14 protein-coding genes are annotated in these 19,679 nt (G+C 49.6%); 2 read left to right on the top strand and 12 right to left on the bottom strand.

Going from position 1 to position 19,679, the window contains the following annotated elements; genetic code table 11:
* Positions 1-370: 370 nt before the first annotated feature.
* The 3 genes from GA0116948_RS15945 to rlmN form a co-directional block, all read right to left on the bottom strand.
* Positions 371-1,090: an RluA family pseudouridine synthase gene (locus GA0116948_RS15945; protein WP_089714017.1), complete on the bottom strand. Its 720-nt coding sequence runs from the start codon at positions 1,088-1,090 to the stop codon at positions 371-373.
* Positions 1,091-1,100: 10 nt separating this feature from the next.
* Positions 1,101-2,585: a pseudouridine synthase gene (locus tag GA0116948_RS21625; protein ID WP_240619223.1), complete on the bottom strand. Its 1,485-nt coding sequence runs from the start codon at positions 2,583-2,585 to the stop codon at positions 1,101-1,103.
* An 89-nt stretch (positions 2,586-2,674) separates the two neighbouring features.
* The gene (gene rlmN / locus GA0116948_RS15935) at positions 2,675-3,724 is read right to left on the bottom strand and encodes a 23S rRNA (adenine(2503)-C(2))-methyltransferase RlmN (protein WP_089714015.1); all 1,050 of its coding nucleotides are present in this window, start codon (positions 3,722-3,724) and stop codon (positions 2,675-2,677) included.
* Between the two features lie 519 nt (positions 3,725-4,243).
* Between rlmN and GA0116948_RS15930 the strand changes: the two genes are divergently transcribed.
* A complete protein-coding gene (locus GA0116948_RS15930) occupies positions 4,244-5,443 on the top strand; it encodes a thiolase family protein (RefSeq protein WP_089714013.1) in 1,200 nt (399 codons plus the stop codon).
* Positions 5,444-5,519: 76 nt separating this feature from the next.
* Here the strand turns inward: GA0116948_RS15930 and GA0116948_RS15925 are convergent, their stop codons facing one another.
* From GA0116948_RS15925 to porU, 7 genes are all read right to left on the bottom strand, one after another.
* Positions 5,520-6,986, bottom strand: coding sequence for a murein hydrolase activator EnvC family protein (locus GA0116948_RS15925; protein WP_089714011.1), 1,467 nt, complete (start codon positions 6,984-6,986; stop codon positions 5,520-5,522).
* Between the two features lie 19 nt (positions 6,987-7,005).
* Entirely contained in the window at positions 7,006-7,857 is an 852-nt protein-coding gene (locus tag GA0116948_RS15920) for a DUF4292 domain-containing protein (RefSeq protein ID WP_089714008.1), read from the bottom strand.
* Between the two features lie 43 nt (positions 7,858-7,900).
* A complete protein-coding gene (locus tag GA0116948_RS15915; RefSeq protein WP_089714006.1) occupies positions 7,901-9,646 on the bottom strand; it encodes a tetratricopeptide repeat protein in 1,746 nt (581 codons plus the stop codon).
* A gap of 7 nt (positions 9,647-9,653) precedes the next feature.
* Positions 9,654-10,094 carry a dUTP diphosphatase gene (dut, locus tag GA0116948_RS15910; protein WP_170876087.1) on the bottom strand — a complete coding sequence of 147 codons (441 nt, stop codon included), beginning with the start codon at positions 10,092-10,094 and terminating at the stop codon, positions 9,654-9,656.
* A gap of 107 nt (positions 10,095-10,201) precedes the next feature.
* Positions 10,202-10,690: a 2-C-methyl-D-erythritol 2,4-cyclodiphosphate synthase gene (ispF, locus tag GA0116948_RS15905; protein ID WP_089714004.1), complete on the bottom strand. Its 489-nt coding sequence runs from the start codon at positions 10,688-10,690 to the stop codon at positions 10,202-10,204.
* 99 nt (positions 10,691-10,789) lie between these two features.
* Positions 10,790-11,959: a type IX secretion system outer membrane channel protein PorV gene (gene porV, locus GA0116948_RS15900; protein ID WP_089714001.1), complete on the bottom strand. Its 1,170-nt coding sequence runs from the start codon at positions 11,957-11,959 to the stop codon at positions 10,790-10,792.
* Between the two features lie 130 nt (positions 11,960-12,089).
* Complete coding sequence (gene porU / locus GA0116948_RS15895) at positions 12,090-15,608, bottom strand: type IX secretion system sortase PorU (protein ID WP_165798501.1); 3,519 nt, start codon at positions 15,606-15,608, stop codon at positions 12,090-12,092.
* Positions 15,609-15,829: 221 nt separating this feature from the next.
* Here porU and GA0116948_RS15890 point away from each other — a divergent pair, with 221 nt between their 5' ends.
* Positions 15,830-17,374 (top strand): SUMF1/EgtB/PvdO family nonheme iron enzyme, encoded by a 1,545-nt coding sequence (locus GA0116948_RS15890; protein ID WP_089713996.1) that lies wholly within the window; start codon positions 15,830-15,832, stop codon positions 17,372-17,374.
* Between the two features lie 73 nt (positions 17,375-17,447).
* Here GA0116948_RS15890 and bcp read toward each other — a convergent pair whose 3' ends face one another.
* Together bcp and GA0116948_RS15880 are read right to left on the bottom strand one after the other, a co-directional pair.
* The gene (gene bcp / locus GA0116948_RS15885) at positions 17,448-17,918 is read right to left on the bottom strand and encodes a thioredoxin-dependent thiol peroxidase (RefSeq protein WP_089713994.1); all 471 of its coding nucleotides are present in this window, start codon (positions 17,916-17,918) and stop codon (positions 17,448-17,450) included.
* Positions 17,919-17,951: 33 nt separating this feature from the next.
* Positions 17,952-19,652 (bottom strand): M23 family metallopeptidase, encoded by a 1,701-nt coding sequence (locus GA0116948_RS15880; protein WP_089713992.1) that lies wholly within the window; start codon positions 19,650-19,652, stop codon positions 17,952-17,954.
* Positions 19,653-19,679: the final 27 nt, after the last annotated feature.

The raw sequence follows: 19,679 nt of genomic DNA, 5'->3' as shown, positions 1-19,679 counted from the left end.
ACCGTGCTTCATACACCGTTTCCGCACGTCGATGAGATCTCCCACGGTAAGACGATAAACTTTCATTCCATCTACCCGCACCATCTACAGTACTAGGTCCGTGTAATCTTTGGGCTTCGCTTTGTTTGGCAAGCTTACCCCCACAGCTTCTGCCTAATGGTGTTCGTGTTCCTCGGGCCAGAACTTTGCCGACAGCTTCCTTCAGATTCCACCTCGCGATGGACACCCTTCCTCTTGGCTAATGGTTGGCGATTACATACCCCCATAACGGACTTACACCGTCTAGTTTATCGCCATGCGTGGCGCACCACAACAAGGGCACACCTTTCGGGTGCGCCCTGTTAAATATTTATTTGAATGACAGATAAACCTAAACATGCTTGCGAAGCTGCGTCACCACCGCCTGAATGTCTTTGGGCAAGGGGGCCTCTATCGTATAGGCTTGCCCGGTAGCATCTTCAAATTCGAGGCGAAAAGCATGCAAGGCCAGGCGGGCCAGCAGGGGCCTTTCTTCCTCGGTGAACTTACCCAAACGGTACTTCTTCTTAATGTCGGACAGCAGTACGGGTTTGGCTTTACCATATAGCTCGTCCATCACAATGGGATTGCCAATATGTTTCATATGCACCCTCACCTGGTGGGTACGGCCGGTATGAATTTGCACTTGAACCAGGCTATAGGCACCAAAATCTTCCAGCACTTCATAATCGGTGTGGGAGGCCTTTCCCTTGCGGGCCGTGGCCATTTTACCTTTAATGGCAGGGTGTTCAATAATGGGTTCCAGGATGCTACCTTTGGATGGCACAACCTGGCCGGTTACGAGGCCCTGATAAAACTTCCGCACACCTCGGCTTTCAAAAAGCTGGGAAAAATAACGGTGGGCCTCCGCATTGCGGGCAAAGAGTATAACGCCACTGGTGTCTTTATCCAGGCGGTGTACCACGAAAATTTCCCCGTATCTTTTTTGTAAAATACCCCGCAGCGATTGCAACTCACCGTCGTGCCTATCCGGGATGGTGAGCAGGCCGGAAGGCTTATTCACCACCACAAAGTCTGGTGTTTCTAATAAAATTTGTTCTTCTATGCGCATGTACCGGTTCCTATTTTTGCTTAAAATGCTTTAACAGGATCACTTCCTTGTCGCTAAGATAACGCCAGGAGCCTCGGTTCAGATTTTTCTTCGTGAGGCCTGCATACATCACACGATCCAGCTTCTCTACCTTATATTCCAGGCTTTCAAAAATGCGGCGAACAATACGGTTCTTCCCACTATGAATTTCAATACCAATGGTAGTTTTGTCCTTAACATCTACATAACCAAGTGCATCTACCATGGCAGGGCCGTCTTCCAGCGTAACACCATCTATGATCTTGTCGAAATCTGCTTTGGTCAATGCTTTGTCCAGGCCAACCTGGTATATTTTCTTGATATTGTTACTCGGGTGGGCCAGGCGTTGTGCCAGCTCTCCATCATTGGTAAGCAGCAGCAGGCCGGAAGTATTGCGATCCAGGCGGCCTACCGGGTACACACGTTGGTCTTCAGTGGCTTCCTCAATCAGTGCCATAACCGTTTGACGGCCTTCCGGATCGTCGGTGGTGGTGATGTATCCTTTGGGCTTATTCAGCAGGATATACACCAGGTCTTTTTGAATGACAATGCGTTTATCATTCAATTTCACGGCATCCCTGGCCGTTACTTTAAAGGCGGGTTCCGTAATCACGGTATCATTCACCGACACCTTGCCTTCTTTAATATAATCCACGGCTTTGCGGCGGGAGCAGATGCCGCAATGCGCCACAAACTTATTCAACGGCATTTCGCCGGGAGCCATGGTAGAAGGTTGCAGTTCGATCTTTTTGCGGATACGTTTAGCGGGTGCGGCAGCTGCGCCTTCTCCTGCCTCGCCTGCAAAACCTTCGCTTACGCCACTTTTATAATCTTTATGCGCCTGCTTGTCGGCAAAGCGGTCGTTGGTTTTATCAAAATATTTTTTACGGTTAAAGCCACTGGGTGTTTCCCGTTTGTCGCCTGCCGGTTTACGAGCGGGGCGACTTCCATCCTCCTCTGTGCGGGCACGGAAGCTACGTGTTGGCTGCCCCTGGCCATCATCAGCGCGGGGGCCGAAGCTGCGTTTGGGACGATCGTCACCTGTTGCGGAAGATGGTCCAGCACTGCGTTTGGGACGGTCTTCACCATCTGCAGCACGCGGGCCGAAGCTGCGTTTGGGACGGTCTTCACCATCTGCAGCACGTGGGCCGAAGCTGCGTTTGGGACGGTCTTCACCATCTGCAGCACGCGGGCCGAAGCTGCGTTTGGGACGGTCTTCATTTGCGTCGCCACGGGTACCAAAACTGCGTTTGGTACGGTCACTATCCCCCTCTTTTTTCGGACGGTCGCCAAAGCGGAAAGGACGTTTTTCGTCGGCACTACCATCTGTCTTACGGGAGCGGGAAGGACGGTCTTCACCGGGTTTGCCGGAGCGGAAAGATTTGCCAGCGCCGCCTTCTTTTTTAAAGCCGCCTTTTTTAGCATCTGCGCTGCGTGGGGAGGCAGCACGCTTGCCGCCAGGTCTGTTTGTTTTCATACTTGTGCATTATCTGCTGCATTCCTGCAGTACTTATAAAAATGAGCATCCCGCCCGGGAGGCAGGATGTCGTGGTGAAATGACGGAAATTATGCGATCTTATTAGCAAGTTGTCCGCAGGCAGCATCAATGTCTTTGCCACGGCTGCGGCGCAGGCGGGAGTTTACCCGGTGCTTACTCAGGTAGTCCATGAAGGCCTGTACTTTGTCTTCATCGGGCTTGGCAAAACGGCCACCATCTATCGGGTTGTACTCGATAATGTTTACCAGATCAGCTGGTACCTGGCGGTATACTTTGATCAGATCGTCCGCATCCTGTAGACTGTCGTTAAAATTGCGGAACAGGATATATTCGAAAGATATCTGACTTTCAGTTTGTTTGTAAAAGTAGTTGAGCGCATCGATCAGTGACTTAAGGTCGTTGGTTTCATTGATCGGCATAATCTCGTTGCGCTTAGTATCGTTGGCTGCATGCAGGGAGAGTGCCAGGTTAAAGCGCACTTTATCATCGCCCAACTGGCGGATCATTTTGGCAATACCCGCTGTGCTCACAGTAATACGCTTGGGCGACATGGCCAGGCCATCGGCAGCGGTAATACGCTCAATGGATTTAAGTACATTGTTATAATTGAGCAAAGGTTCACCCATGCCCATGTATACGATATTAGTAAGTTTCTTGCCACTGCTCTGCAAGGCTTGTTGGTTTAGCAGGGCTACCTCATCATAAATTTCGTCGAAGTTAAGATTGCGCTTGCGCCCCATGGTGCCGGTAGCGCAGAATTTACAGCTAAGGCTACAGCCCACTTGGGATGATACACAGGCTGTTTGCCGGGTTTCAGTAGGAATAAGTACGCCTTCCACAAAGTGACCATCATGCAGGCGGAAGCGGCTTTTCATGGTGCCATCTTCACTTTTTTGCAAGGTATCAACCGTTACTGCGGGCAGGGAAAAATTGTTTTCCAGCGATAAGCGCAGCGGCTTAGACAGGTTGGTCATGGCCTCAAAAGTGGGGGCATGTTTTAACCATAGCCATTCATAGACTTGCTTGGCGCGGAAGGGTTTTTCACCGATTTCTTGGAAGTACTGCTGGAGGGACGGCAAGTCATATTGCCGGATATTCTTTTTTTGTTCTGAATGCATTACAGATCGTTAACTGAGTAATTGGCTACCTTTCGGCAGTCGGATAAGCAACTGCAAAGATAGGGTAAAATAAGGGTATGGGAGTTGTAAAGTGCAATAAGTGAATAATGCGTTGGGGATAAGCTAGTTAAGTATACTGGCAGCAGGGAGACTTCCCAACTTCATGCCGGCCTGGTCTTCAGGCCGGAAGAAGGGATTGCTTATTGGGGGCACAGATGGAAAGAAAAAAAGCTTTTGGGGCTAGTTAGATGGAAAAAAGGGTATTCGATGAGAAAATCCGGTTAATAGATTTATATCAAATTACGGTGATCCCATCTCCTAGACCAGCCTCAATTTTTGAAAGGCTGTAATTTTTTCATGGGCGCGCGAAATATGCAGATAATTGGCGCACTCCTTTTGTTATATGTGGAAATTATGGCATGGTATGCAGCAGTTGCGCTGCTAACGTAAAAAAGGCTAAATTACCGGCCATTTCCACGGATTTTTATCATGGAACATTCAACAAATTATTTCCATCACATGCAAGCAGCTTACATCGTAGATGCCGTTCGTACGCCTATAGGCAAGTACGGGGGCGCCCTTCGCAACGTTCGGCCAGACGATCTCCTGGCGCACGTGATCAATGCCATACTTACCCGAAATGATAGTATAGACCCTGCTGGTATTGAAGATGTAATAGCCGGCGCCACCAACCAGGCAGGGGAAGATAGCCGCGATGTGGCCCGTATGGCCGCTCTCCTGGCCGGGCTGCCGGTATCAGTGGCTGGCAATACCGTAAACCGTCTTTGCGCCGCTGGTATGCAAGCGGTGATGGATGCCGCCCGCGCCGTAATGTGTAATGAAGGCGATGTATACCTGGCCGGCGGCGTAGAAAGCATGACCCGCGCCCCCCTTGTAATGCCCAAGGCCAATGGAGCTTTTAGCCGCAATACAGAGTTGTATGACTCCACCATCGGCTGGCGTTTCACCAATAAAAAACTGGCGCTACTATACCCTCCCTATTCCATGGGCGAAACGGCCGAAAATGTGGCCCGTCAATGGAAGATATCCCGCGAAGCACAAGACATTTTTGCCTTGCACAGCCAGCAGAAATATAAAACTGCCCTGCAAACCGGTAAGTGGGCAAAAGAAATTGTGCCGGTAGCCATTACCCCCAACAAAGAAGAGCAGGTAATTTTTGCCAAAGACGAGCCGCCACGCGATACCTCGCTGGAAAAACTGTCTGGCCTGAAACCCGTATTCGCCGCCGATGGCAGCGTTACCGCCGGCAACTCATCTGGCATAAACGATGGTGCTGCCATGGTGCTGGTCGTATCGGAAAGAGCACTGAAAATGTATGGGCTCACCCCCATCGCTCAGGTAAAATCCATGGCCGTTGCCGGTGTAGATCCTGCCATTATGGGAATAGGACCGGTGCCAGCTACGCGCAAGGCCTTGCTGCGCGCAGGTCTTAGCGTATCCAACCTGGATTTGATAGAACTGAACGAAGCCTTTGCCGCTCAATCCCTGGCCTGCATACAGGACCTGCAATTAGATCCCGCCAGGATTAATGTAAACGGCGGAGCTATTGCCATCGGCCATCCATTGGGCTGCTCCGGCGCGCGCATTACCGGTACGCTGCTGCACGAAATGCAGCGTTTATCAAATGCCCGGTACGGATTGGCCACCATGTGTGTGGGAGTAGGCCAGGGCGCCGCCATGATCTTTGAAAAAATGTAAAGTGCTAAACACTCATTAAAAAGGCGGCCCATTACGGACCGCCTTTTTTTAGTATCAAAAAATGTGAGGCTAATATTTATCTCCGCAAAATCCAGCGTTCCGGATTTTGCTTTTGCGTGCCTTTCCATATCTGCAATTCCACGATGCCAGCGTTTTCTTCCTCACTGTAACTGGCTACGCCCAGGCTTTGACCTGTTTTAATTTTATCTCCCTTCTTCACGCTTACGGACGCCAGGCGCACATAGTTGGTGAAATACTGGCCATGGCGTATCATCACTACATAACCAGCACCGGGTACTACCGCCACGGCAGCGACGTCTCCACCAAACACCGCTTTTACCCTGCCATTGCGATTGGTGGCTATTACTACGCCATCAAAATCTTCCACGATCTTCACATTCACCGGGTGTTGCTGCAAGCCAAAGTGATTAATGATGTGGCCTGCATCTACCGGCCATGGCAGCTTGCCCTGGTTGGCTTCAAAACTTTCGGACAGGGCCAATGCTTCGGGAGTGGCTTCCAGCCAGTTTTCCGCACGGGCGGGTTTTGCAGCGGTTTTGTCTTCTACCGCAGGCTTGCTTACCGTACTAGAAGGTGGCGTTTCAACCGCTACGTCTGGTTTATTATCGGCGGGTTTATTAGCCACTTTATTGGCGGCAGCAGCGGCTTTAGCGGCAGCGGCATCACGGGCAGCTTGTGCAGCGGCGGCTTCACGGGCTGCTTTTTCTCTGGCCCTACGTTCATCCTCTGCTTTTTTGCGGGCTATTTCTTCTTCGGCAGCTTTACGTCTTGCCTCCTCAATTTCACGGCGTATTACCGCACGAATGGCAGACTGTACTTCTGCGGCTTCTTTTTTACGCTGGTTAATAGCCTGTAACAATTCCTTTTCCCGGCCTTTAAGGTCATTGACCACCATATCCTTCTCTTTCTTATCAGCTTCCAGCGTTTGGCGTTCCTGCTCTTCATTTTTCAAGGCATCCGCACGTTTCAATTTCTGATTTTGCAGGTTACCAATCTTGGCTTGCAGTTGTTGTTCTGTTTCCACGATGTTATCTGCCTGGCGGCGGCGGTATTCCCGGTATTGCTTCAGGTATTGGTATCGCTTAATCGCGTCGTTAAAATTTTGCGCAGAGAAGATAAAGTTCATCATATCATAGGTACTCCGGTTCTTATACGCATACACCACCAGTTGGGCATATTGCGCTTTGAGTGTGTCCAGGTCTTTTTGCAGGGTCTTCACATCGCGCGAAGCATTGGAAATATCTTCATTGATAAAACCCAGCTCCCCATTAATGTTTTCGATCAGGCGGGTGCGCAGTACTATTTTATCGCGCAATGCGCGCAACTGGCCCATGTTTTCTTTGGTACTTTTCTTGGTTTCCCGCAACGCATCATTGGCATCGTCTATTTCTTTCTGCAACTCCCGTTTACGGCGCTCCAGGTCTTCCCGGGAGTTAGGTTGTCCTGTGTTTTGACCTAGCGACAGCACCGGCACCAGCAACACGATCCATATGAACGGGATAAATTTTTTAAGCTGCAACATGAATTATTTTATGGGTAAGTTATTGTACAGTGTATCCGCTGGCCGGTATGCTAAAAGGCAGGCTTACGGCCTGATCAAAGTCTGCCCGGTTAAAGTCCAGCCCTATCTTCGTGACATGTTTTTCTGAAACGAATATGCGGCGGCTATTGGCAAATTTATGTCCCTGCAGATCGTGGTAATCTCCATAAGTCAGCTCGCACGACCGTTTAGTGGCCAGGGTACTGTCTTTGTCTGTCACTTTGCTTTGCTGCAGGTTAAAGTCATCGGCAAATACATTGAATACGCTCATGAACGTGCCACCATTGCAGTCAAAGGAGATAACGGAAGGGGTACGCACAACATTGTACACAGAATCAGTAAAAAATACAGGATTGCCAACAATGAGGTCTTGCAAAGTATTAAAGTCCATAGGAATATTCAGGATATCATGCGCATCGGACAGCTTGCGCAAGATCAGCTTTTTTTCAAACTTATTGATCACCTTAAGGCTATCCGGCGTTATCAGCGCACGGGCCACTTCGCCCACGATTGGGGCGGAGATGGAGATCCACACGGCGCTGTCTTTGCGGATGCGAATGTTGGCGGTAAGGCTTAAAGACTTGCCTTGGTCGTTATCATAATCCAGTTTTAGTTTGGCCGAGAATGTGCTGAAACTGATATAGTGACGCTTAACACGTGCCAGCATGCGCTGGCGATATAAATCTGCTTCACTATTAGCGGCAGTGGCCGTATCGGTAGCTGTGGTATGGGCCGTTGTATCTGATACAAATACGGGCCGGGCAATGTGACGGGAATGGCGGCAGGCGCTTCCCAGCAGGCCGGTGAGCGTAATTAAAAATGTAATGGCAATATTGGTAAACGTCCTGTTCATTTGTACTTGTTTCTACCTCGTGTTGTCTAAAAAGAATGCCAGTTTACGGGTGTGCCGGCGTAACATCGGGGATATAACGTTTCTCCGCAATTTTACGTGCCAGTAGGGAGGAGTCGCCCCCCTTGTCCCGGGCTTTCTGCCAATATTCAACTGCCTTATCTGCGTCTTTTAAATTAAATAAAATATCGCCATAGTGCTCCAACATACCCGGGCTATCCTGGGAGGCGGGATACTGCAATGCCTTCTCCATCCACGTTTTGGCGTCTGTATAACGGCCCAAGCGAAAAAGTATCCATGCGTAGGTATCCATATAATTAGGGCTTTCCGGCTCCAGTTCCAGACTTGCGCGCGACATCTGTTCCGCTTTTTCTAATTGTACGCCGCGTACACTCAGGTAATAACTATAGTTGTTCAATACCAGCGGATCTTCCGGTTGCAAGGCCAGGGCCAGTTCGTAACTACTATCCGACTGCAGGTCATTATCCATCGCATGATAGGTATCGCCCAGCAGGGAGTAGATATTGGCCAGCATTTTTTTATCTGCACCTACTTCGATTGCTTTTTTCAAAGCGGCAATCGTTTCCGGATAGTGTTTCAGCAGATAATTGGCCATGCCATTAAAATAAAAGCCCATAAATTCATGGGGAAACCGGCGATTTACAAGATTGCTGGCATCCAGCAAGGCCTGGCTGTTGTTCATCCGGGAATAGATCAGCATTTCCTGGTACCACACCGTAAATCGGGAAGAATCCAGGGTAATGGCCTGGTTATAATCTGCCAGGGCGCTATCCAGCTGCTCTGTCTGCGAATAAATATCTCCCCGCAAAGCATATCCCTTCGCCGCTGTGGGATGAGCCTGCACAATAAGACTGCTGAGCGTAAGTGCCTCCCGTAGTTTACTGCTGTCTATGGTAGCCATTTGCAGAAAGGGGTAAATATAGGCCACCTTTTCATCAATACTGAAATCGGGGCTGGCAAAGGCCCGTGTCAGGTATTTCCAGTAGGTGGTGGTATCGTTATTTTTTTTCGCGTAGCTAGACAGGGCCATGAGTGCATGGGTATCGTTTGGGTCGCGGGAAAGAATGTATTCGTAATTTTTGCGTGCCTCTTCCGTGCGATCGTTGGCATCGTAAAGCGCTGCCAGAAGCTGGTAGTAGCGTAGCTCTGTAGGATTCTGGTTTATAAGTTGCTGAATTTCCGCAGCCGCTTCATCAATGCGGCTCAACTTCAGCAGCATGCGTTGTTTCTGGTACACTACTTCTTCAACTACTCCACTCCTTTTTTCAAGACTATCAAAAGCATCCAGGGCCCCTTCCGTATCGCCAGCACGGGATAGCAACAGCCCTTTATTATACAGGTAATCGTCGTTATCAGGGTATAGGCGGCTCAGGCGGTCGTAAATCAGGGCAGCACTATCGAAACGGCTATCATTGGTCAGTGCGTCTGCCAGATTTAGCTGGAACCAGCGATTTGTGGTGTCCATCGCAGCGGCGCGTTTGGCAAATCCCAGGGAATAGCTCTCATTATGCAACTGCGAAAACAGGCGCGATAACTCATAATAAACGGTAGCATTTTGCGGCTGCACACGCAGTACGTCGGAAAATTGAGAGACAGCCCGTTTGTAATCGCCAGCCATTTTGGAGCGCTGAGCCGCGAAGAACAAACTATCGGACCAGCGATGCAAAGCCGCCGTATCGCGGACATGCAGAACGGTACCAGTGGTATGTTTCGTGTTATTACAGGCGCTTGCCAAAAGTGCAAGGCTGATAAGGGCTATTCCAATTCGCATCGTTTAATCAGGATTTTCCGGTATGCCCAAAACCGCCACTGCCACGGGTGGTATCAGTCAATAAAGTTACTTCCAGCATGTGTACTTGCAAATAAGGTGCAATGATCATCTGCGCAATGCGGTCGCCAGAATGAATGGTCTGTGGCTCGTTGGAGAGATTAATGACGATGATCTTGATCTCGCCGCGATAGTCTGCATCTATAGTACCGGGAGTATTGAGCAAGGTAAGGCCCTGTTTAATAGCCAGCCCGCTACGGGGGCGCACCTGGGCTTCATAGCCTTCCGGCAGTTCCATGAACAAGCCCGTGGGAATCAGCGTACGCTCCAGCGATTGTAAGGTAACCGGCGCTTCCAGAAAAGCCCGCAAGTCCAACCCCGCACTACTGGCCGTAGCATATTCCGGCAATGGATTGTTGGATTGATTAATGATTTTTACAGTAATGGACATTTGACAAAGATATTAAATTGTATCAGGTACTCGGTACAATGTGTAATGTACTGCGAACCAATTTCAGCAAGCACCCAACCAGGCATGTTGCTGATACCGCATATAATTTATCGTGCCGCTTTTTCCAGCAACACAGAAGCATAGGCTACCACGCCCTCTTCCCGGCCTACGAAGCCAAGTTTTTCCGTGGTGGTGGCTTTGATGGAGACTTCCCCGATGGTAACTCCTGTTAGCTGGGCGATAATGGCCTGCATCTGCGGTACGTAGGGTTTTATCTTGGGTGCCTCTAGGCACAAAGTAGCGTCTATATTCACCACTGCATAGCCCTTCTCCGTGATCAGTTCCCTGGTGCGGGCCAGCAATAGTTTGCTGTCTATATTTTTATATTGCGCATCTGTGTCTGGGAAATGATGGCCGATATCGCCCAGGGCTGCGGCACCTAGCAGGGCATCGCAGATGGCGTGCAGTAATACGTCTGCATCGCTATGGCCCAACGCGCCTTTATGATGGTCTACCCGAACACCGCCCAGCCAGAAATCCCGCCCTTCCACAAGCTGGTGAAAGTCTACGCCTTGTCCAATTCTGAAATTACTCATCTAAAAATTTATTAGGTACTTTTTACAAATATAAATCCCCCGGTGCTGCGCAGCCGGGGGATGTCCATAAAATTTTGGTAAAGTTGATATCCGCCGAGTTTATTGTCCCTTGCCGGATAGGTTTACGGTAAGGGTAAGGCGAAGTGTGTTGGAAAGCGGATTACGCTGCGTACCATTACCGGAAGGAACAAGGTAGGAGAAGTTAGCGCCTACAATATCATATTTAATACCTACCCCCGCAGTAAAATATTTACGGTCGCCCTTGGTTTTGTATTCACTGTAGTACCCGGCACGTACAGCAAACATATTATTGTACCAGTATTCTGCCCCACCACTATACATCAGTTCATGTAGTTCTTCTTTAAAACCACCCGGAGCGTCGCCAAAAGAAGAGAACATACCCGCTACCACACCTTTGTTGCGGTAATCGCCGGAACTATCCGGGGTGGGTACCATCAGCTTATTAATGTCCAGCGTAAGGGTAATCTTATTAAACTCATCCAGGCCAAAAGTATAAGCCGTACCCACACCCAGGTTGGTAGGAAGAAAGTCTTTGTATTGTGCTGAAGACGTGTAGGAAATTTTTGTGCCGATATTGGTAATGGCAGCCCCGAAGGACCAGGTATTTTGGCTACCGTTATTATTATCAAATGTTTTGGTGTGGAATACGGAAACATCTGCTGCCACGGCCCGGCCAGCCCGGATGGAAGTGCCGCCCAGGGTTTGGCCATTGGCCAGGTTGGAATAGATGTAACGGCCAGCCAGCCCGATAGACCAGGTTTCGGTAAGCTTTCTGGCATAGCCAATATCGAAGGCATATTCACGGGGATGATATTCTCCGTTGGGGGTACCATTTAAGTCAGTGAACTCTATATTACCCAAAGAAAAATACCGGAGGGAAGCCCCAATGGCCTGGTTGTCGTCCAGTTTGGTGTAACCATTGAGGGTGGCCAGGAATACGTCGTTTACCAGTTCTTTGAGCCAGGGTGTATACGTAAGGCCCACACCGGATTTTTCTTCTGCAAAAGGAAGTTTGGAAAGGTTCCAATAAATGGAATTTACATCCGGTGATATAGCAAGTCCTGCATCGCCCATGGCACCACTGCGGGCATCCGGGGAAATGCGTAAGAAAGGAACGGCTGTATTGATGATCGATTCTCCTGTGCGCCCATCCGTTTCACCGGTAGATACCTGCGCCAGCGATACGGCATAAAAGCCAAGTATAGAAAAAGATGTGAACACAAGGCTCAATGTTACCTTACGGATCATGTAAAAATTATATTTGTTACCGGAGTAATAAATTATGCGTTATAAATATTCGTTATAATGCTGTCAGGATCAAGGAGGATTTGGAGTCTGGCAAGCGCCCGGTACAGCGAATTGCATACGACATCATAGGTTATAGCAAGATCAGTTTTCCTCCTAAGGCACGTTGTTGCCGGCCATTGTCAACGATTACATTGTAAAAGTACAATCCTGGTGGCAGTTTAGCGCCATTTTCTCCACGCCCATCCCATTGCACCCCATCAAAACGGCTCCCTGCAGCATTTATTGTATATATTATTTTTTTAACACGTCTGCCATCAATTGCATAGACTATTACGGAAATCCCCAGGTTGCCGCCCTCCTGATTGTGCTCAAATACAAACCTTGTCTGATCGTGAAAAGGATTGGGGTAGTTGTACACTTTCTCTGCCGCTAGTGTGGTATTGGTCATTACCACAAAATGCACCACAGCGGTGCTGGAGTTGTTGTAAGTATCCCAAGCTTTTACAGTTAGGGTATGCGGGCCTGTACTGAGGCCCGATAGCGGAAACCTTATGGAACCTGCCCCCGCACTATCTAGCGCGGCTTCGTAAAAATCGTTCAGTACAAAGAACGTGGTGGAGTCGTCAAGCACTGCTACAATATCATGCCCTACGCCCGTGCCTGTTAAATTAATGCCATGCAAATCCTGAAGATCAGCTAGCAGTACAGGATTTTGTCCGGTGAGGTCACCATCCCGGAAAGCCGTTGTGTTCATAAACAGCCGGATAACCGGCCCGGTATGATCAGTATCCGCCAACGGAGCGGTACCACCTACCTGGAATTGATGGTAAAACCCACCTCCGTCTAACGTGGCATTGCTAATATAATAGCTAATCTTCCCCGAACCTGCCTGGTAGTCTATATCCTGCGGCACTGCAAATGTAAAGGTAAACCTTCCATTTGAAACAGTTTGTTTGCCTTTGTATAAAATATTATGCTGTAAATTATACGTAGCAGGCGTACTACCCGCATCATTACCCCGTGTTACCATCCGGGCAGGCTTGTCGTATACGGTGATAACCAGCTCCCCCATATAGCTGGACTGTAACACCCCGGCAGCATCGGCAATATGGCCAGCCACCTGATATTGCCCTAATGCCATCAAAGTATCTGCCACACCACCCGCACCCTGCTGGCGAATGGAATCTGTTACTACCCGCAGCGCCGGGTATGCCAGCGTCAACGCCGGATCACCTAATAACTGAAATTTACGGCTATTGATAATATCTCCAAAATTATTATATACGCTATTCTTCGCATACATAAGGGCATTGCCCAGGCTAGGCAAATTACCTGTTGGACCTGGGGTTAGGGCTGCCTCAAGATAGCTCAGGTTGATGGTCTGGTTGGCATAAGCATACACGGCGCGGGTGGTGGTCATCAGTGCAATAGCGCCACCTTTTGGTTTCAGTACCAGGTACTCCCCCAGGGAGAGATAGTCAGGATTGTCGAAAGGAGCAAAGTCGCAAGTGGCAGTAATCAGGAGAGGCAGCCGATGGGCATTGTCCCAGGCGTCTACACTGGCCTGGTCCAACACATCTTCTTCGGCCAGGCGGCTGTAGTTGCCATGGCCGGTATAGTTCCAGATAAGAGTGCCCTTATAAATGCCCGCTGCAATGGCGTCGTTTACATCGGGATAACGGCTGCCGCCGGCACCACTCTGTTTGGCATAGGCATCCAGGTAAATCTTATCGATATTTAACTGGGCATCTTTCGCGCCGACCGTGTCTGCCAGCGCGTCTGCATTTTGCAGGTGCAGGTTGTCATCTCCATCATCGGCGGTAAAGGTGATGCCATTTCTCCAGGGGCCAAAATTATCCGGCGAAAGATACCCGGTGATCTTTTGCACCACCGCAGTAGCATCGTCGGGGCTGCGGGCAGGCAGCCTGCCAATGGCCAGTCGCATGGGCGTACCGGTATTGGTTTGGGAAATATCTGCGTTATCGTCTAGCAGCCCATAATAATCATCGCTCACGTAAGAATTTACCGGGTCCAGCGAGGCGTCGCTTTCATAGCTGGGCACCAGGTTATCGTTGCCTGGGTTGCGGCGTTTATAATCATAACTGGCTGCGCCTAACAGTAACAAGTACTGTGGCGCAGCCCCCCGGTCATACAGCATTTTCAGGAAATCGCGGATGGCAGTAGGGTCAGGATTACCACTGGCAAATTCCGTGTACAGGTCGCCCACGTGAACGACTTGCGTAGTCAGCCCATCGTGGGCGCTGTGGTAGGCCGCCAGTTGATGAGCAGCCTCCGCCAGCGCGGGTACTGTAATAATCATCAGGTTGGCAGCACCTATACCATGCAGGTCTTGATTGGGAACAATGCCCATGGCTATGGGGGTTTGCAGGTCTGCTGGGCGAAAAGCCATGTATTCCTGCAAGGTAGTCGCGTTGTCAGAAAAGGCCAGGGTACCCGCTTGCAGCCGGGTGTTCATTTGCACGGGATGAAGGATATCCGTAACATTCCAGACCTGGGTACTGGCATCGGACTGGGCCAGGTTTAAGGTACGCTGCTGGCCAATAGCTGCATTGTTCCGGAAAACCAACGCTCCTTTGGTGGGCAGGGTTAGTGGACACATCGCTTGTATTTCCAGGTAATCCAGCCACCCCAGTGCATTATTTCCCCCGCCAAATTGAAGCCCAACGCTGGCATCCCCCTGCTGTAGGGAGGCGGTAAATCCCGTAGCGGTAGCAGTGGCATAAGCCTCGAAAATATTACCGCTCACCGGGTTCATATTCACCACGCCCACCTGGCTGCCATTGAGCGTAATGCCAAAACTACTGTAGTCAAAACAGCGGGCAGCCAACCGCACATTTAGCAGCACCTGCCCGTTCACCGGCGCACCTGGAAGCTCAAAACGCACCACGCCAGCCATTTGCTGACCGGCAGCGCTACCAAATGCGGCACCAAACCATTGCTTTCCGCTATGCAAAAAATTGAGGCTATCCTTTTCAAAGAAATCCAGGTAATTATAAGTGGTGAGCGGCGCTACGGCTGCCACCGGTGTATTGTCGGTAGTCATCCGGCTGCCGGCTGTCCCCAGATGCAAAAAATAATAAGCGGTATCGCTGTAAAGGTTATACTGGTGGGAAAAAGTTTTACTACCTGCATCGTACAGCCAGGCATGGGGCCCAGGGGCATAAAAGGCAAGGTAATCGCTGCCGTTCAGGACACCATCTCCACCATCGGCAGCCTGCAGGGCCACTTCGGGCAGGTCGGCATAACGTGGTGTGGCGGTGGCTTCCGGCAGCATGCGACCGCCGCTACCGAATAATTGTATACTGGCAGTAGATAATCCTGTAGTGGAAATGCCCAGGCTACTGAGCAGGGTAAGGTCTATTTTATACACGCCCATGGCCGGCACCGCCAGTTTATACCAGCTCCCATCTGCCAGCACGGAATGGGCTGGCTGCACAGTACTCCCCATGGCAGACGCTTGCTTCGGTAGGGAAACCTGGACAGGAAATACCTGCCCGGACTCGCCCGCAACCGGTAGGGAGTCCCGGCAGAATACGCCCGGACCCGCCATGGAAGCAGATGCCCACATTGCAGCCAATACGCCGGGCAACAGCGCCAGGCGGCGGATATGGAAAAAGTAATCAGACATTCCAAGATTAATTAACAGTCGCCTAAAATAATGAATACCTTTCATACGTTATATTACCTTCCCTGCACCCTGGACCATTTACATAAATCCTTGATTAGAAAGCCAGATCCGGGTACTCAAAGGCAAATCATTACAGATTATTTATTTTTGATATAAAATAAAAAATGTTAAATTTGCGTTTACCATCAGTATATTTAATAAAATTCATAAAGCCGTATCGCATGCGTAGATTAACCTCCCTATCATTGCTTCTAGGCACCAGCGTGATGTTCTCGTTCACCGCGTGTAAGAACGGGGGATTGTTCGGGAAGAAAAAGGAAAGTTCCTCCGCCACCGGCTGGAGTTATAACGACCCAAAGATGGGTGGTTTCAGCGTTGCTAAAAATAAAGATCAGCAAACAGGTCCCGGTCTTGTATTTGTGCAGGGTGGTACTTTCGTGATGGGCGCTTCGGAACAAGACGTAATGGGCGACTGGAATAATATTCCCCGCCGCATTACGGTTTCGTCTTTTTATATTGACGAAACGGAAGTAGCAAACGTGCATTACCGCGAGTACCTGTTCTGGTTACAGCGCGTATACGGCGAATCTTTCCCCGATGTAGTGAGAAAAGCGCTGCCAGATACCCTGGTTTGGCGTAGTGAACTGGCTTACAACGAACCACTCGTAGAATATTATTTCCGCCATCCGGCTTATAACAACTATCCGGTGGTAGGCGTAAACTGGAAACAGGCGTCTGATTATGCAAAATGGCGCTCTAACCGGGTGAACGAAAAAATGCTGATGGATAAAGGCCTGCTTTCCAAAGCAGATGTAAACAGCCAGGCAGATGATAATACATTTGATACCAAATCTTACCTGGCCGGCCAGTACGAAGGCACCCCAGGTAAAATGTCTAAAGCTACCAAGTCTGAATTTAAGAACTCAGATGGCTCCCCCCGCACAGCCCAGTTTGAAGACGGCGTAATGTTACCCAACTACCGCCTCCCCACAGAAGCAGAATGGGAATATGCCGCCCTCGGTTATATTGGTCAGAACCCTGGCCCTTCCAAGAAAGAAGGCAAACGGGGCGAAGAGTTGATCATGAACCGCCAGGTATATAGCTGGGGTACTAACAACAGCGGCCTACGCGACATTCGCCGGGGTACCTGGCAAGGGCAGTTCCTGGCCAACTTTAAACGTGGCTCCGGTGATAACATGGGTATGGCCGGTGGTCTGAATGACCGCGCATCCATTCCCGGCCCGGTTACCTCTTTTTTCCCGAATACTTTTGGCATTTATAATATGTCTGGTAACGTGAGCGAATGGGTACTAGACGTATTCCGTCCATTAAGCCCGGTAGATGGGGACGACTTCAACTACTTCCGTGGTAATAAGTTCCAGACGCTATACCTGAATGGTGATAAAGAACCTGAAAAAGACAGCCTGGGTATGCTAAAAATGCGGGACGTTACCGACGAAGAAAGCGCCGGACGCCTGAACTACCAGAAAGGTGATGTAATTAACTACCTGGATGGTGACTCTCTCTCCCAAGTGGATTATGGTTATGGCATTACTTCCCTGATCAATGATAAATCCCGCGTAGTAAAAGGTGGCAGTTGGAACGACCGCGCCTACTGGCTATCTCCCGGCAACCGCCGTTACCTGCAGGAAGATTTTGCCACAAACACCATCGGCTTCCGCTGCGCCATGGACCGTGTAGGCAGCCCCGAAGGAAACAAATTTAAAACAGGTCAGATCTTCAAGAAACAAAGACAAAAAAGATAACAATCTTTATAGCGCATAAAAAAAGCCGGTCAATGACCGGCTTTTTTTATGCGCTTAGGTGCATGCACCATGTTTACACCCTGTTCTCCCACACTTGCAACACTTCTTCGGTGTGCATCTTGGTATCCGGCTTATCGATGATCTCATCGATAATGCCTTTTTCATTGATGAGGAAAGTGGTGCGGTGGGTACCATCGTACGTGCGTCCCATAAAGGTTTTGGAACCCCATACCCCGTAGGCCTTCACGATAGCCTGGCCTTCATCCACCAGCAGCGGAAAATTAAGATTAAACTTTTCGGAAAATTTTTTGTGGCTCTTCTGATCGTCGGTGCTTACGCCCAGCACTACATAACCCTTGCGCAGCAGCGCAGCATGATTGTCACGCAGATTGCAGGCCTGGGCAGTGCAGCCGGGTGTATTATCCTTAGGGTAAAAATAAAGGATCACTTTTTTACCACGGTAATCTCCCAGCGATATTTTGTTGCCATCCTGGTCGGTCGCCGTGAAGTCCGGGGCAGCGTCCCCTGGTTTTAAATGTTTCATGTCTATCTATTTCCGTTTGCAAAAATTTCGTTGTCAGCGTTTAAATTTCAGGGTGTAAGTGGCTACGTTATCCGTAAGATCAGTTACCTGCAAGACCAGGGTATGCTCACCCGGAGGGCAATGCTCATCGAAGGTGTAAGTAAGTACATCGTTCTTACGTGAACAAAGCAGCCATTGTCCATCCAGGGTACCGCAATAGGATTTTATACCCTTATTGTCGTGCATTGCAAAGGAGATCTTCGTAGCCTTTGCCATATTCATTCCCTGGGTTAATCTGCCCAGTGGTTTAATAGTAGGATTGGTTACATCTGTTTCCAGGTGAAAAGCGCCCAGTTCTTTAAAAACGGCCCGGTACCATCCGTTCTCCAGTTTTACCGGGGCTGCATTGTCTCCCATACCTTCCCGCACCATGATTATTTTATTAGTCAGTGCAGGCGGTATTGCTTTAGAAGGTTTTATACGCACGGTAAATGTATCGTGTACCGGCACCAGTGCAGATTGCAGATAGAAAACACTGGAATAATAGTTGGCGCCGGCGCCGGGTTTTTCCTTGTAATCGAAACAAAAAGAATCGTACACTTCATCCTCTCCCAGGGTAAATGCTACATTATCCTTTTCAAAAACATGGCGCAGGTTAGGGCGTATCATGTCTGCACAACTGTCGCTGAGGATTTCCTCACCACCCTTGAACTGAACGGCAAATTTTACCACACTGGTATTACCATAAGCATCTTTCACAGCTATTTCCAAAGGATGCACCCTACCATCGCTCAAACTTACGATACCGCTGCCTTTCAACGGATGATAGATATCGAGCTTATTGCCGGGCAATGCATACAGTAACTGTACAAAAGGCCCGCCACTTTTTTTCGTTTTATAATCCACGTGTGCATTGATGTAACGGGTTTCTTCATACCCGATATGGTCTAGTTGAAAACCAATGTCGGGCGTATGGTCTTGCAGCAGGATGGCTTCGTAAATACCGTTGGCATTTTCAGAATTATTCTGCCGGTCTATGGCCTGTACGCCCAGGCTGATCAGGCTGTGTGAGGTAGTGATAACGGGTTGTGCAGGAACGTATTCACCATTTATTTTTTTCACCGTAATGAGCTGGGGCGACTGCTGGTAAATGCTGGTATAACGGTTATAAATAGCAATGCGTTGCACCTCGGGCGCGCGCGTATCAGGTACGTCAAAACCAAAGAGCAGCGGATTTACGGGCTTGCCACTTTCGGTTTCGCGGATCTCGAAGTGCAGGTGGGGACCAGCGCTGCCGCCAGTGTTGCCGCTCCAGGCAATAAACTGGCCCTTCTTCACCGGAAACATAGCAGGCGGCAGGGTAAGGTCGCAGGCCCAGCTTTGGTTTTTATATTCCTGCTGTTTTACATATTGTTCCAGCGCCGGAAAGAAGCGGTTCAGGTGACCATGTACCGTGGTAAACCCATTAGGATGGGTGATATAAATAACATTGCCAAAACCGGTGTGCGACACCCCCACCCGGCTCACATATCCGTCGGCAGCGGCATGTACGGCTATGTTTTCCTGCTGATTGGTTTTGATGTCCATCCCGGAATGGAAATGGTTGGGACGCAGTTCACCAAAGTTGCCCGCCAGGGAAATAGGGATATCCAGCGGGTCGCGGAAGTAACCTTTAGGATAATTTTTTACAGGCATATCTTGAGCAGCCGCCAGCATGGGAGCGAGTAATAAGCAAAATCCGATGACTTTTTTCATAAATGTTTTCCGATGAAATGCAGTTGG

The organism is Chitinophaga costaii (assembly GCF_900094705.1).
GTDB classification, from domain to species: Bacteria; Bacteroidota; Bacteroidia; order Chitinophagales; family Chitinophagaceae; genus Chitinophaga; species Chitinophaga costaii.
The sequence above is the reverse complement of the archived record's forward strand: the minus strand, read 5'-3'. Positions and strand labels throughout refer to the sequence as shown.